13 protein-coding genes are annotated in these 14,897 nt (G+C 31.7%); 9 read left to right on the top strand and 4 right to left on the bottom strand.

What is annotated here, in order from left to right; translation table 11 throughout:
- Positions 1-350 precede the first annotated feature (350 nt).
- From gyrB to ACFQ1R_RS06035, 7 genes are all read left to right on the top strand, one after another.
- The gene (gyrB, locus tag ACFQ1R_RS06065; protein ID WP_379925234.1) at positions 351-2,300 is read left to right on the top strand and encodes a DNA topoisomerase (ATP-hydrolyzing) subunit B; all 1,950 of its coding nucleotides are present in this window, start codon (positions 351-353) and stop codon (positions 2,298-2,300) included.
- A 150-nt stretch (positions 2,301-2,450) separates the two neighbouring features.
- A complete protein-coding gene (locus ACFQ1R_RS06060) occupies positions 2,451-3,485 on the top strand; it encodes a DUF6588 family protein (protein WP_379925233.1) in 1,035 nt (344 codons plus the stop codon).
- A 240-nt stretch (positions 3,486-3,725) separates the two neighbouring features.
- The gene (mdh, locus tag ACFQ1R_RS06055) at positions 3,726-4,646 is read left to right on the top strand and encodes a malate dehydrogenase (protein WP_379925232.1); all 921 of its coding nucleotides are present in this window, start codon (positions 3,726-3,728) and stop codon (positions 4,644-4,646) included.
- Positions 4,647-4,782: 136 nt separating this feature from the next.
- Positions 4,783-5,394 carry a hypothetical protein gene (locus ACFQ1R_RS06050; protein ID WP_379925231.1) on the top strand — a complete coding sequence of 204 codons (612 nt, stop codon included), beginning with the start codon at positions 4,783-4,785 and terminating at the stop codon, positions 5,392-5,394.
- A gap of 149 nt (positions 5,395-5,543) precedes the next feature.
- Entirely contained in the window at positions 5,544-8,534 is a 2,991-nt protein-coding gene (secDF, locus tag ACFQ1R_RS06045; RefSeq protein ID WP_379925230.1) for a protein translocase subunit SecDF, read from the top strand.
- Between the two features lie 172 nt (positions 8,535-8,706).
- The gene (yaaA, locus tag ACFQ1R_RS06040) at positions 8,707-9,465 is read left to right on the top strand and encodes a peroxide stress protein YaaA (RefSeq protein ID WP_379925229.1); all 759 of its coding nucleotides are present in this window, start codon (positions 8,707-8,709) and stop codon (positions 9,463-9,465) included.
- Between the two features lie 3 nt (positions 9,466-9,468).
- Positions 9,469-10,194, top strand: coding sequence for a hypothetical protein (locus ACFQ1R_RS06035; protein WP_379925228.1), 726 nt, complete (start codon positions 9,469-9,471; stop codon positions 10,192-10,194).
- A 6-nt stretch (positions 10,195-10,200) separates the two neighbouring features.
- Here the strand turns inward: ACFQ1R_RS06035 and ACFQ1R_RS06030 are convergent, their stop codons facing one another.
- From ACFQ1R_RS06030 to ACFQ1R_RS06015, 4 genes are all read right to left on the bottom strand, one after another.
- Positions 10,201-10,335 (bottom strand): 30S ribosomal protein THX, encoded by a 135-nt coding sequence (locus ACFQ1R_RS06030; RefSeq protein WP_379925227.1) that lies wholly within the window; start codon positions 10,333-10,335, stop codon positions 10,201-10,203.
- A 148-nt stretch (positions 10,336-10,483) separates the two neighbouring features.
- The gene (locus ACFQ1R_RS06025; RefSeq protein WP_379925226.1) at positions 10,484-11,278 is read right to left on the bottom strand and encodes an anti-sigma factor; all 795 of its coding nucleotides are present in this window, start codon (positions 11,276-11,278) and stop codon (positions 10,484-10,486) included.
- 1 nt (position 11,279) lies between these two features.
- Positions 11,280-11,810, bottom strand: a complete 531-nt coding sequence (locus ACFQ1R_RS06020) for an RNA polymerase sigma factor (protein ID WP_379925225.1) — start codon at positions 11,808-11,810, stop codon at positions 11,280-11,282.
- A gap of 91 nt (positions 11,811-11,901) precedes the next feature.
- Positions 11,902-12,471 (bottom strand): superoxide dismutase family protein, encoded by a 570-nt coding sequence (locus ACFQ1R_RS06015; protein WP_379925224.1) that lies wholly within the window; start codon positions 12,469-12,471, stop codon positions 11,902-11,904.
- A gap of 121 nt (positions 12,472-12,592) precedes the next feature.
- Between ACFQ1R_RS06015 and hemN the strand changes: the two genes are divergently transcribed.
- Together hemN and ACFQ1R_RS06005 are read left to right on the top strand one after the other, a co-directional pair.
- Complete coding sequence (gene hemN, locus ACFQ1R_RS06010) at positions 12,593-13,957, top strand: oxygen-independent coproporphyrinogen III oxidase (protein WP_379925223.1); 1,365 nt, start codon at positions 12,593-12,595, stop codon at positions 13,955-13,957.
- A gap of 103 nt (positions 13,958-14,060) precedes the next feature.
- Positions 14,061-14,897 (top strand): universal stress protein, encoded by an 837-nt coding sequence (locus ACFQ1R_RS06005; protein WP_379925222.1) that lies wholly within the window; start codon positions 14,061-14,063, stop codon positions 14,895-14,897.

The following is a 14,897-nucleotide window of genomic DNA, read 5'->3' as shown; positions in this document are numbered from 1 at the left end:
AAATTAAAACTTAGGGAAAACCCTAATAAATTTACTTTTTAAGCGTTTTATAGATGAAATATTCCATTTATTAAATCATTAAAAACCCAAAAATTTAACTTTTAAGGCACTTTCTGTTTTTGTGTATTTTTAAAATGAAAAAAAATACAATAAATCAAATTTAAGACCCTTTTTAGGCGATTTAAGACACTTTTAAGTAATTAACAAATGTTGATAATTATGTGAATGAGTCGACGAAAAGCTTTTTAAAAGGTTGATAATTTTGTATATTTGTTTGTATTCAGAAGTCCCGAAATACAACGGGATTTTTTATGAATTATAAATTGAATTAAACAATATTAAATTATAATATGAGCGAACCTAAAGAAGAATTTAACAAGCACAATTATTCAGCAGATAGTATTCAGGCCTTAGAAGGTATGGAACATGTGCGCATGCGTCCTTCAATGTATATTGGCGATGTAGGCGTGAGAGGATTACATCATTTAGTTTATGAAGTTGTAGATAACTCTATTGATGAAGCACTAGCTGGGCATTGTAATAATATTACAGTTACCATAAATGAAGATAATTCCATTACTACTGAAGATGATGGTCGTGGTATTCCAGTAGATTTACACAAAAAAGAAGGCGTTTCTGCCCTTGAAGTTGTAATGACAAAAATTGGTGCAGGTGGTAAGTTTGATAAAGATTCATATAAAGTTTCTGGTGGTTTACACGGTGTTGGTGTAAGTTGTGTTAATGCACTTTCAGAGCATTTAAGAGCAACAGTATATCGTGATGGTAAAATTTGGGAACAAGAATACGAACGCGGTAAATCATTATACCCTGTTAAACAAATAGGAGAAACTGATAAGCGTGGTACAACGGTAACATTTAAACCAGATGGTACTATTTTTACTCAAACCCTTGAATATAGCTATGATACCTTGGCAAGTAGAATGCGCGAATTAGCTTATTTAAATAAAGGAATTACCATCCATTTAGTTGATAAAAGAACAAAAAAAGATGATGGTACGTTTGAAGGAGAAACATTTCATTCTGATGAAGGCTTAAAAGAATTTATAAAATTCTTAGATGGTAACCGCGAACCTTTAATGAAAGACGTTATTGCATTTGAAGGTGAAAAAAATGGTGTACCTGTTGAAGTTGCTATGGTTTACAACACATCATACGCTGAAAACTTACATTCGTATGTAAACAATATTAACACACATGAAGGTGGAACACATTTATCAGGTTTTCGTCGTGGTTTAACCATGACTTTAAAAAAGTATGCTGATGATTCAGGATTACTTAAAAATTTAAAATTTGAAATTGCTGGTGATGATTTCCGTGAAGGTTTAACAGCCATTATATCTGTAAAAGTAGCAGAACCACAATTTGAAGGACAAACAAAAACGAAATTAGGTAACCGGGAAGTATCTGCATCGGTAAGTCAAGCAGTTTCTGAAATGTTAACCGATTACTTAGAAGAACATCCAGACGATGCTAAAACAATAGTTCAAAAAGTAATTTTAGCAGCACAAGCACGTCATGCAGCTCAAAAAGCGCGCGACATGGTACAGCGTAAAAACGTAATGAGTCTTGGTGGTTTGCCAGGTAAATTAAGTGATTGTTCAGAGCAAGACCCAACAAAATGTGAAGTGTTTCTTGTTGAGGGAGATTCGGCAGGTGGAACAGCTAAACAAGGGCGCGACAGGAATTTTCAAGCTATTTTGCCATTAAGAGGTAAAATTTTGAACGTTGAAAAAGCGATGACTCACAAAGTTTTTGAAAACGAAGAGATTAAAAACATCTTCACAGCCTTAGGTGTTACCATTGGAACAGAAGAAGACAGTAAAGCATTAAACCTTTCAAAATTACGTTATCATAAAGTAGTAATTATGTGTGATGCCGATATTGATGGTAGCCACATTGCTACGTTAATATTAACGTTCTTCTTCAGGTATATGAAAGAATTAATTGAAAACGGACATATTTATATAGCAACACCTCCTTTATATTTAGTTAAAAAAGGTAATAAGAAAGCCTATGCATGGACAGATAAAGAACGTGATGCACTTGCCGAAGAGTTTGGTGGTAGTGTAAACATCCAACGATATAAAGGTCTTGGAGAGATGAATGCAGAACAACTTTGGGACACAACCATGAACCCAGAATTCAGAACAATGCGTCTAGTACAAATAGATAATGGTACAGAAGCAGATAGAATTTTCTCAATGCTAATGGGTGATGAAGTACCACCACGTAGAGATTTTATTGAAAAGAATGCTGTTTATGCTAAAATTGATGCATAGCTAATTAGCTCATTTAATAAAAAAATAGCCTTAACATTGTTTGTTAGGGCTATTTTTTTTCTTTTAACACCGATTAAATGCAAAAAATTACGATAAAATGTTGTTTATTGTAGTTTTTTATATATATTTGTCTAATCCAAATTTAAAAAAATGAAAAAGATATCCCTACTTATGTTACTTTTTATGGTAACACAAATATCTAAAGCACAAGATATTGATGCGCTTTTTGCGGCTGGTAAAGAAAATGCACAACGTTTTACTAATGATTATTTAGCACCAGGAACAAATGGTTTAATGTATAGTATGAATGCCAACTGGTTTAATACAGCCGATGCAAAACCTTTAGGCGGATTTGAAATATCCGTAATAGCAAATGCAGCAAGTATTAAAGATGAGAATAAAATGTTCTTAATGGATATGGCTCAATATAATAGTGCTGATTATGATTTTACAGTAGCTTTTGAAGATAATGAAACATTACAAACAAAATTAGTTGCAACCGTTTTAGGAGAAAATGATCCAGATGTAAAACTTATAGTTAGATCGAAAACCACACCAAATTTTAATTCTCAAACAATTACGTTGCCGTCAGGTATTGGTGAAGCAACAGCAAACTTATTGCCAACAGCCTTTATCCAAGGTGCATTAGGATTAAGCAAAGGAATTGAATTAAAAGCACGTTTTGTACCTAAAGTAGATACTGAAGATGTGTCGATAAATATGTATGGTGCTGGTTTGCAAGTAGAATTTACAAAATGGTTACCAGCAGATAAAATATTACCAGTTGCTGTTTCAGGTTTGGTAGCATATACACATCTAGGAGGATCTTACGATATTACTGAATCTTCAGGTATTAACGGTAGTAATCAACGAATTGAAAATGAAATAAACACTTGGTTATACCAATTAATTGCCTCAACAAAATTGCCAGTTATTAATTTTTACGGTGGTATTGGCTATATTAAAGGTAAATCAGAATCAGATGTGTTAGGAACATATGTTGTTACAAGCGGACCATTAATTTCAAGAACAGAAACAGATCCTTTTTCGGTATCAAGTGAAGTATCAGGAGTTAGAGGAACTTTAGGAACAAAGTTAAAATTAGGTTTTTTCAGATTGAATGCTGAATACCATTTAGCCGAGTTTGATGCCTTTTCAGTTGGTATTAATTTCGGATTTAGATAAGATATTTCAAATAAAAATTTTCATATATAATAATTGTTTTAGTTTTAGTTAGTTTAGTTGAAAAAGAGCATGATTTAATCTTGCTCTTTTTTTATTTAGTGTATTTAAATTCGTAATTTAGCGTGCTTAAAAGCTATAAATTAACCTTTTGCGAAGTGCAATTGTAAATTTTGCATTTTTTAAAAGGAAAAAATATCACAATTACATTTATACAACTAAAAAATTATTAAAAACTAAAAAATGAAAGTAACAGTAGTAGGTGCAGGAGCAGTAGGCGCAAGTTGTGCAGAGTATATTGCCATTAAAAATTTCGCTTCAGAAGTTGTTTTATTAGACATTAAAGAAGGCTATGCAGAAGGTAAAGCTATGGATTTAATGCAAACAGCATCATTAAACGGGTTTGATACTAAAATAACTGGTATCACAAACGATTATAGCCAAACAGCTAATAGTGATGTGTGTGTTATAACATCTGGTATTCCTCGTAAACCAGGAATGACTCGCGAAGAATTAATTGGTATTAATGCAGGAATTGTAAAAACAGTTTCTTCAAGTTTAATTGAGTTTTCACCAAAAACGATAATTATCGTGGTAAGTAACCCAATGGATACAATGACCTATTTAGTACATAAATCAACTAGTATTCCTAAAAACAGAATTATTGGAATGGGTGGAGCTTTAGATTCTGCTCGTTTTAAATACAGATTAGCTGAAGCTTTAGGCGGACCAATAAGCGATGTAGATGGTATGGTAATTGGCGGACATAGTGATACAGGTATGATTCCTTTAACACGTTTAGCTACTAGAAATGGTGTGCCGGTTTCAGAATTTTTAAGTGAAGAACGATTAAATCAAGTAAAAGAAGATACTAAAGTTGGAGGTGCTACACTTACCAAATTATTAGGTACGTCTGCATGGTATGCACCAGGAGCAGCAGTATCTGCAATGGTTCAAGCTATTGCTTGCGATACTAAAAAAGTTTTCCCTTGTTCTGCATTGTTAGAAGGTGAATATGGCTTTAAAGATATCTGCCTTGGTGTACCAGTAATTTTAGGAAAAAATGGTATTGAAGAGATTGTAAATATCACTTTAAATGATGCTGAAAAAGCAACTATGGTAGAAAGTGCAGCTGGTGTAAAAGCAGTTAACGATTTACTATAGTTTACAAGGCTATAAAGTTAAAAACTTTTAAAGTTATAAATAATTAAAGTGCCTAAAGTTGTATGCAAACTACAATGTTAGGCACTTTTTAACTTTTAACTTTTAACTTTCAACTTTTAAATGATATATTTGGTGCATGAAGGCAAAATGGTACGTAAGTACATTCATTTTTATTTTTACCCTACTAGGTGTTATTAATTACAATCAAATTCCGGAAGCAAATCAGGAAATTGTATTGCAGTTTACGCATTTAAAAGTTTCTGAAAATGAATCTGATAATGCTATTGCCATTATAAAAAAGCAGTTGCAAACCATTGGTGCAGAAAATATTAAAGTTGAAGCACAGATAAGTGGTGGTTTAAAAATTACCTATTACAGTGAAACGGATGCTGTTAGTGTAAAAAAGATACTTTCAGAAACAAACGCATTAGCTTTAGAAAATTCTACATCGGACGAAAACCCTTTGCAGTTACCTTCAAATAAAAAAGAATCTACCTATAATCTTGATGTTTTTGAAATTCATAAACCCGATGCAGAATCAGGTTTTTGTGGTAAATGTGCTTTAGAAATTAAATCGGATTTTAATCGCTTTTTTATTTCTAATATATTTATTCCAAATAGTGGTATAGTTATAAATACATCAGAGCTTATTGAAAAAGAAGCTTTCAAGTTTTATAGCACTGTTGCAATTGCGATAGATAATACGTCTTATAAAATACCAGAGGTTAGGGCAGGACCTAATTCTTAATAAGGAAACTTTCCTAAAAACTGTTTAGCTTTAATCAATCATTTTAAAGCTAAAAACACTCACATTTAATCATAAAAAAATAATTGTCAAATCGTTGGTAAATTCTATATTTGCTCGTTTTAAAAAAATTTGACTAAAATAATTTCATAATGCAAAACAAAGGACTAGTAAAGTTATTTGCAGTTTTGTTTGGTTTGGTAAGTATTTACCAATTATCATTCACATTCAAAGCAAATCAAATAGAAAAAGCTGCTGAAGAAGTAGCTATTAAAAAAATTCCAACCACCGATCCAGATTATCGTGCTAAAAGAAGTGCTGAAGAAGCAAATTATCTTGCAGCAGTAGCAACAGATACGGTATTTAATATTGGTATAGCAAAATTCACATATAACGAAGTGAAAGAAAAAGCTATGAATTTAGGTTTGGACTTAAAAGGTGGTATCAACGTTATTCTTCAAGTATCTGTAAAAGACATTTTAAGTGGGTTGGCTAATAAAACTAAAAACCCTGTTTTTAATAAAGCCTTAAATGATGCTGAAATTCTTCAAAAAAATAGCCAAAATACTTATTTAGAAGATTTTTTCATCGCATTTGATAAAATTAAAGGTAACACAAAGTTAGCATCTCCAGATATTTTCTACACTAAAGCTTTAGATGGTGAAATTGAAGGAAATATGTCTGATGATGAAGTTAAAAAAATCATTAGAACAAAAATTGATGAATCAATTGTTTCTGCGTTTGAAGTATTACGCAAGCGTATTGATGAGTTTGGTGTAACCTCGCCAAATATTCAACGTTTAGGAACTTCTGGTAGAATTTTAGTAGAATTACCAGGTGTTAAAGATGTTGAGCGTGCTACAAGTTTATTACAAAGTACAGCACAATTAGAATTTTGGGATGCTTATAAAGGTGAGCAATTCTTCAATTTTATGGCACAAGCTAATGATGCTTTAAAAGACACTAAAGAAACTACGGAAGTTAAAAAAGATTCGACTACAGTTGAAACTAAAGAAACGACAGATTCAACTATTGACGACCTTTTAGGTGAAGCAGCAACCGATTCTACTACTGTAAAAACTGTTGAACCACTTCTTGGTTTAGTTCGTGGTTATGGTTATCAAGGTGGACCAGTTATTGCGCAATTCGAAATTAAAGATAAAGCAAAAGTACTTGGTTACTTAAACTCACCTAAAGTAAGAGCATTACTTCCTGCTGAGATGCGTTATACGAAATTCGCATTTGGTAAACCAGAAAAAGATAGTGAAATAGTAGATTTATACGCTTTAGTAGGAAACAGAGATAATATTCCTCAATTAAGTGGTGCAGTTGTAACCGATGCTCGTAACGATTTCGGTCAAACAAACAAGCCAACAGTATCAATGCAAATGAATGCAAAAGGTGCTAAAATTTGGGAAGAAATGACTGGAAAAGCGTATGCGCAAGGAAGTCAAATAGCTATTGTTTTAGATAACGTTGTGTATTCTGCGCCAGGTGTAACTACAGGTGCAATTTCTGGTGGAAATTCTGAAATTTCAGGAAACTTTACATTAAATGAGGCAGTCGATTTAGCAAACGTATTACGTGCAGGTAAATTACCAGCATCGGCAGATATTATTCAAAGTGAAGTAGTTGGGCCATCATTAGGTCAAGAAGCTATTGATAGTGGTACAATGTCTTTCATGATAGCATTGGCTTTAGTATTAGTTTGGATGGTAGTTTATTACGGAAAAGCAGGTGGTTTTTCAGATATTGCTATGATACTAAATATCTTATTAATCTTCGGTATTTTATCGGGCTTAGGTGCTGTACTAACATTACCTGGTATTGCGGGTATCGTATTAACAATTGGTATGTCGGTTGATGCGAACGTAATTATTTTCGAGCGTATTCGTGAAGAAATTGCGAAAGGTAAAGGTCAAAAAGAAGCCATTCAAGACGGTTTTAGTAATGCATTATCCTCAATTTTAGATGCCAACATTACAACGGGTTTAACCGCTTTAATATTATTTATTTTTGGTACAGGACCTATTAAAGGATTTGCTACTACCTTATTAATTGGTATTGGTACATCGTTATTTACAGCTATTTTTATAACTAGATTGTTAGTAGATTGGTATGTAAACAAAGGTGGTAAATTAGAATTCTCAACACCACTTACTAAAAATTTATTTAGAAATCTAAATATCGAGTTTTTAAAGAAACGTAAAATTGCATACATCGTATCGGGTGCATTTATATTAGTAAGTTTAGGGTCTTTATTTACAAACAGTTTAGATCAAGGTGTTGATTTTGTTGGAGGTAGAACATACCAAGTACGTTTTCCACAAGATGTAAATGCTTCTGAAATAACAAAAACTTTAGTTGGTGCTTTTGGTAGTGCAGATGCTAAAACCTTTGGTGATGCTAACCAATTAAAAATTACAACAAAATATAAAGTAAACGAATCTGGTACAGAAATAGATGAAGCTATTAGAGAAAAACTTTACACAACATTACAACCACACTTAACAGGGGTTTCTTATGAAGATTTTATTAATGAATCTGAAGCGAAATCTGTTGGTTTAATGAAGTATTACAAAGTTAGTCCAACCATTGCCGATGATATTAAACAAGCTTCATTCTGGTCTATTTTAGGCTCGTTAATTGTGGTGTTCTTGTATATCTTATTCCGTTTCAAAAAATGGCAATATTCATTAGGTGCTGTTTTGGCAGTTTTTCACGACGTACTTATCGTATTAGGTGTATTCTCATTAACGTACAAGTTTATGCCATTTAGTATGGAAATAGATCAAGCATTTATAGCTGCCATACTAACAGTAATTGGTTATTCATTAAACGATACCGTAATTGTATTCGATAGGGTTAGAGAATACATAAACGAGCATACCAATTGGAAGTTTGATAAAATTGTAGATGTGTCTTTAAGCAGTACATTAGGTAGAACCTTAAATACATCATCAACCACATTAGTAGTATTATTAGCTATCTTTATTTTTGGTGGTGAATCTATTAGAGGTTTTATGTTTGCATTAATAGTAGGTATTGTAGTTGGTACATATTCATCATTATTTATTGCTACGCCTTTAATGTACGATACAATCAATAAAGAAGAAGAAAAGAAAAAGAAATTAGAAAACTAAACTAACTCAATCTAATTTCTTAAAAGCCTATCAATTTATTTTGGTAGGCTTTTTTATTTGATAAATTGAAAAGATTATTAATTTGCTTTATTATAGCATCATCAAATACTTGTTAACTACCTTTTTATTATTACTAAGGAGTTGTAACTTTGAAATTATAAAAAAAGAAGGAATGAAACTAGTAATATCACCAGCAAAGTCGCTCGATTTTGAAACAAAGCTACCAACAACCCAACATACAGAACCTCAATTTTTAAATCAATCCGAGCGTTTAAATAAGCTACTTAAAAAGAAATCGGCTAAAAGCTTATCAAAACTTATGAGTATTTCCGATGCGTTAGGGCAGTTAAATTATGAGCGCAATCAAACATGGGAATTACCATTTACGCCAAGTAATGCACGACCAGCAATGTATGCTTTTAGTGGTGAAGTTTATAGAGGATTAGATGCTTACTCAATTTCTGAAACTAAAATAGAAAGTGCTCAAAATACCATCCGTATTATTTCTGGCTTATACGGTTTACTAAAACCCTTAGATTTAATACAACCTTACCGTTTAGAGATGGGAACAAAATTTCCTGTTGGGAAAAACAAAAACCTTTATGAATTTTGGCAAAAAACCATTGCTAAAGCGTTGAATGATGAATTGGAAGACGGTGAATTCTTGTTAAATCTTGCAAGTAACGAATACTTTAAAGCTATTGATATGAAAGCTTTAAAAGCACCAGTAATTACAGCAAATTTTAAAGATTTTAAAAACGGCGAATATAAAATGATAATGACCTTTGCTAAACAGGCCAGAGGTTTAATGGCACGTTACGTTGTAGATACAAATGCTAAAACCATTGACGATATAAAAGCTTTCAATTATGAAGGTTATCATTTTAGCGAACCCATGTCAACCGAAACAGAATTGACTTTTATAAGGTAATTTATGCCATACTATTTAATATTAATTCTTCAAGGCTATTGTGTTTACCATGCATACAAAAACGGAAATGCTTATTATTGGTATTTTCTAATAATGTTTTTACCCCTTGTAGGCTGTATAATTTACTTAATAACTCAAGTTTATAATAAGCGCGATGCCGTAAAAATTCAAGAAGAAATAGTTTCGGTTATCAATCCAACAAAAAAAATTAAAGATTTAGAAAAACGCCTTCAATTTTCTGAAACCTATCAAAACAGAGTTAATTTAGCCGATGCATTGCTAAATATTAAGGATTATAAAACAGCCATTCCATATTATTTAGAGGCGCTACAAGATACTTCTCAAAATGATTTTTATGTTACTAAAAAATTAATAGCAGCATATTTTGGTTCGCAAGATTATGAAAAAGTAGTTTTTTATGCTGAAAAAATTCAAAATCAAGTCGAGTTTAAAAAATCGAGAGCACAATTTTTATACGGATTAGCTTTAGAAAAGTTAGGTAAATTTGAAGAAGCGGAATTAAATTTAAGAAAAATAGATGTTCGTTATTCATTTTATAACGAACGATTAGCACTTGCAAAGTTTTTAATTAACCAAAGCAAAACAGCTGATGCAAAAGAAATTTTGGAAGAAATAAAGGTAGAATCTCAAAATATGACAAGTGTAAATAAACGGTTGTATCGCGCCACAATTCAAGAAGTTGAAAAACTTTTGGCAGAACTAAAATAGTAAGCGTTATTTTACTATTGCTTTTTTATCAATACTTAGTTTATTTTCAATTGTTGGTTTCTTTTTTATTCTTGGTCGTCTAGCGCCAAAAGTACCTCGGTTTATTTTGCCTCGTTTTGTTTTTTTATCACCTTTTCCCATTGTTTGTATTTGTTTTGTTGAAACATAAAGTACAAAATATTGAATTTTTATACAAATGAATAGTGCTTTATGTTTTACGCAAAAAAAATATCCTCTAAATTTTAGAGGATATTTATAATAGTAAGTAATATGTTTTGCGTAATGTAATTTATACAGCACCAAGGGTATAAAGTTGTTCCATGGTTGGTGTTTTGCTACCGCCAGCAGGTTCAAGAGTAATACCAAACGCTTCACTTTCGTTAGCGTTTTTAATTTCGAAAATTTTGTTACTATCGGTTTTAAAATCATCTATTGTACCTAAACTGGTAGGTGTTAACGGACTTAATTTTAACGACCAAACTTGGTACACTTTACCTTCAGGTGGTTCAGGTAAACCTTGTGCATCTAAAAAGATACGTTGCGAATTTTTATCCCAATATACTTTAGCATACGTACTTGCAAAATTTCCTTGTCCTGCAAGTTGTATTTTGGTAATGTTATCATCACGCAACACCGTTATTAATGTATTTGCTTCTTCTAAACTATTTTTAGAATTAGCAATTTGTGTTTCTAAAAGCGATTGTTGCGTTTTAGCAATTTGAATATTTTCTTGTAATTTGTTGTTTTGCGTTACCGTGTAAAATAATCCAACTGCTAAAATTACCGAAGCTGCCCAACCTGTATAGGTTATCCAGTTGTATGTTGGTTTTGCTATAGAAATAACTTTTGTGTCATCAGCATCAAAACCTAATTGATCTTTTATTTTTTGGAAGGTATTCGCGTTTTTATATCGCGAAGTAGCAGCAGTTAATTTAATAATAGCTGCTTCTATATCTAAAACTTCTTGCAGAATTTCAGGATACTGTTGCATAAGCGCATATACTTCCTGATTTTCTTTTTCAGAAAGCGAACCCGCTACGTATAGCTCTAAAATTCCAGATTCTATGTATGCTTTAATATCCATTTTATTTTAATACCATGTTTCTTAATTCTTGAATGCAATTTCTGTTTCTTGTTTTAATTGTGCCAATTGGCATATCAAGAGCTTCTGATGCTTCAAGTTGTGTGTAACCTTTAAAGTATAACAGTTCAATAACTTCTATACATTTTTTAGCTAGTTTATTTACAAACTTTGCAATGCCAATAGCATCGGTTTGCGTATCTAAACTTTCATTGGTTTCAAGTATATCTACGAAAAAATCGGCATCAAGGTTTTGTTTCGATTTTTTAAAGGCTTTTGAACGTGTTTTATCAATCGCTGCGTTTCTTGCTATGTTTATTATCCATGTAAAAAAGCGTCCTTTTTCAGATGAATAAGAACTTGCATTGTTCCAGGCCTTTATAAAAACATCTTGCATAACTTCTTCAGCAATATCAGCATCACGCACAATGTTATAAATAACACCTTGCATACTATCACTATACATATTGTAAAGTGCTTCAAAAGCTTTTTCGTCTTTCTGTTTAAATTTTTCTATAAGAATTTCTAATTGCATTAAGATGTTTTAGGTTTTTCGAAAGTAGTAAATAAAAATATAAAAGCTACTTTTAAAGTAGCTTTTATATTTTTTTATAAGTGTTTATTGTTTATTCAATAATACCAGCGCAACTTACACGCCCACCAGCATCACCAGTAGGTTGGGTTTTAAAATCATCAACACCTGTATGTACTATTATGCCTTTGCCTATAATGTTTTTATTGGCATCATCACAATCTATACACCATTCGTTGGTTGACATTGATATGTTACCATTTCCATTTTCATCTGCAACAAAGTTTCCAATATCACCTTTGTGGTAACCAGTTTCTACACCCCATTTTCCGTGTGGTTGGTTTGTTGGGTTCCAATGGCCGCCCGTAGATTTTCCATCAGGTGAAGAACAATCAGACGATTCGTGTATGTGTATAGCATGTTCACCAGGTTCTAAACCTGTCATAGTTGCCAACATGCTTACTACGCCATTTTCTTCAGTAAAAACAACCGTACCAGTTACATTGCTATTGCTTTTTGGTGTTAAGGTTATTGTTAATTTTTTAGGTTGAACAACGTTTGTTTTAATAGGTTTTGTTTCAATAGTTTCGGTACTTTTTTTAGCATCTTTACAAGAAATAATGCTTACTGATAAGGCTAAAAATAGGATGCTTAATTTTTTCATTTTCTATATTTTTTTCAAATAAAATTGATGCACTAATATACAAATTGCAAATGGGATACATGATATATATCATATTTTTAACAGATGCATAGCTTTAATTTTGGATGTATAAATGTTAGGTATGCATAATTCATTAATCAATAAATATAATATTGCTGGTCCACGATATACCAGTTATCCAACGGTTCCGTATTGGGATGATGCATCATTTTCATTAAAATTATGGAAAGCATCATTAAAAAAATCGTTTGATGAAAGTAATTCAAAAGAAGGTATTAGTTTATATATTCACTTACCTTTTTGCGAAAGTTTGTGTACGTTTTGTGGTTGTAATAAGCGTATTACGAAACAACATAATGTAGAATCACCTTATATAAATGCCGTTTTAAAAGAATGGTATTTATATTTAGAATTGCTTAATGAAAAACCTATAATTAAGGAATTGCATTTAGGTGGTGGAACACCTACATTTTTTAGTCCGGAAAACTTAACAACACTTATTAAAGGTATTTTAAGAACTTCAAAACTTACTGAAAATTACGAGTTTAGCTTTGAAGGTCATCCAAACAATACCACCAAAGCGCACTTACAAGCATTATACGATGTTGGTTTTAGGCGTGTAAGTTATGGTGTGCAAGATTATAACGAAACGGTACAAAAAGCCATACATAGAATACAACCTTTTGAAAACGTAAAACAAGCTACTATAATGGCTAGGGAAGTAGGTTACACCTCTGTAGGTCACGACATTATTTTCGGGTTGCCATTTCAAACCATAGCGCATGTAGAACAAACTATTTTAAAAACGAAAGAATTATTACCCGATAGATTGGCATTTTATAGTTACGCCCATGTGCCGTGGATAAAAGGAAACGGACAACGTGGGTTTTGTGATGCCGATTTACCTTCAGCCGAATTAAAACGACAACAATACGAACTAGGAAAACGTTTACTTGCAGAAGTTGGTTACCACGAAATAGGAATGGATCATTTCGCTTTACAAACAGATTCGTTATATCAATCTATGCAAATGGGTAAATTACATAGAAATTTTATGGGTTATACCGCATCTAAAACTCAAGCTATGATTGGTTTAGGTGTATCATCTATCAGTGATAGTTGGTATGGTTTTTCTCAAAATGTAAAAGGTATTGAAGAATATTACAACTTATTAAAAGATAATATTATACCAGTTTTTAGAGGCCATATTTTAAATGAAGAAGATTTAATTATAAGAAAGCATATTCTTAATTTAATGTGCCAATTTAAAACATCATGGACTTCAAATTCATTGTATTTTAATGAATTGCCAGATGTTTTGGTAAAATTAAAAGAAATGGAAGCAGATGGTTTACTACATATAGCTTCAAATGAAATTAATGTAACTAAAAAAGGACAGCCATTTGTTAGAAACATTTGTATGGCGTTCGATTTATTATTACAACGCAAACAACCCAATACCCAATTATTTTCAATGACTGTTTAACCTAAAAAAAATAAAATGAAACGAGCATGTTCAAAATTTTATCATTTAAGGAAATGATTAATAGCGAACAGCATGTGACCTAAAAATAAATAAATATAAACACATGAAAAAAATTATAGTTCCCATAGATTTTTCAGAGCAATCTGAATTTGCGCTACAAGCCGCAGCTAAATTTGCAAAAAAATTTAAGGCTGAAATTTTAGCGTTACACATGTTAGAGATGAGCGATGTAATGCTAACAGCTTCTGATGGTTATGTAAATGAACAGGCTGTGTTTTTTGTTAAATTAGCTGAACAAAAGTTTGAAAGATTTCTTGAAAAGGACTACTTAAAAGCGTTAAAAGTTACACCTATAATCAAACATTTTAAAGTGTTTAGTGAAGTAAATGATGTTGCCGAAAAACATGATGCCGATTTAATAATTATGGGTTCTCAAGGCACAAGTGGTGTTGTAGATTTTTTTGTAGGTTCAAACACAGAGCGCGTTGTTAGAACTGCTAATGTTCCTGTTTTGGTAATAAAAAATGAGTTAAAAAATATAAACTTTGAATCGGCAGTTTTTGCTTGCGATTTTGCTGAAGAATCTATTAATACATATTTGGAAGCAGAAAAATTGATGCAAAAATTACAATGCAAACTGCACTTGGTTCATGTAAATAGACCTAATGATTGGTTTAGAAGCTCGATTGAAATTGAAAAACTTGTTGTTAATTTTTTCACTAAAGCAAAACGAAATTTAGATGGTATGGAATCTGTTCATTACGTGTCTGATTATACTGTTGAAGAAGGTATTTTGAATTTTTCAAATAAATTGGGTGCCGATTTAATTGTTATTCCAACACATGGTAGAACAGGCTTATCGCACTTTTTTGAAGGTAGTATAGGCGAAGATATTGCAAACCACGCAACACTACCTGTAATAACGTTTAAAATTAATTAA

This window comes from Mariniflexile jejuense (genome assembly GCF_042675665.1).
Lineage (GTDB): Bacteria > Bacteroidota > Bacteroidia > Flavobacteriales > Flavobacteriaceae > Mariniflexile > Mariniflexile jejuense.
The sequence above is the reverse complement of the archived record's forward strand: the minus strand, read 5'-3'. Positions and strand labels throughout refer to the sequence as shown.

Bases quoted from the DNA above. Each gene is read 5' to 3' on its own strand.
- gyrB (WP_379925234.1), top strand. From the start codon at position 351: ATGAGCGAACCTAAAGAAGAATTTAACAAGCACAATTATTCAGCAGAT.
- ACFQ1R_RS06060 (WP_379925233.1), top strand. From the start codon at position 2,451: ATGAAAAAGATATCCCTACTTATGTTACTTTTTATGGTAACACAAATA.
- mdh (WP_379925232.1), top strand. From the start codon at position 3,726: ATGAAAGTAACAGTAGTAGGTGCAGGAGCAGTAGGCGCAAGTTGTGCA.
- ACFQ1R_RS06050 (WP_379925231.1), top strand. From the start codon at position 4,783: ATGAAGGCAAAATGGTACGTAAGTACATTCATTTTTATTTTTACCCTA.
- secDF (WP_379925230.1), top strand. From the start codon at position 5,544: ATGCAAAACAAAGGACTAGTAAAGTTATTTGCAGTTTTGTTTGGTTTG.
- yaaA (WP_379925229.1), top strand. From the start codon at position 8,707: ATGAAACTAGTAATATCACCAGCAAAGTCGCTCGATTTTGAAACAAAG.
- ACFQ1R_RS06035 (WP_379925228.1), top strand. From the start codon at position 9,469: ATGCCATACTATTTAATATTAATTCTTCAAGGCTATTGTGTTTACCAT.
- ACFQ1R_RS06030 (WP_379925227.1), bottom strand. From the start codon at position 10,335: ATGGGAAAAGGTGATAAAAAAACAAAACGAGGCAAAATAAACCGAGGT.
- ACFQ1R_RS06025 (WP_379925226.1), bottom strand. From the start codon at position 11,278: ATGGATATTAAAGCATACATAGAATCTGGAATTTTAGAGCTATACGTA.
- ACFQ1R_RS06020 (WP_379925225.1), bottom strand. From the start codon at position 11,810: ATGCAATTAGAAATTCTTATAGAAAAATTTAAACAGAAAGACGAAAAA.
- ACFQ1R_RS06015 (WP_379925224.1), bottom strand. From the start codon at position 12,471: ATGAAAAAATTAAGCATCCTATTTTTAGCCTTATCAGTAAGCATTATT.
- hemN (WP_379925223.1), top strand. From the start codon at position 12,593: ATGCATAATTCATTAATCAATAAATATAATATTGCTGGTCCACGATAT.
- ACFQ1R_RS06005 (WP_379925222.1), top strand. From the start codon at position 14,061: ATGAAAAAAATTATAGTTCCCATAGATTTTTCAGAGCAATCTGAATTT.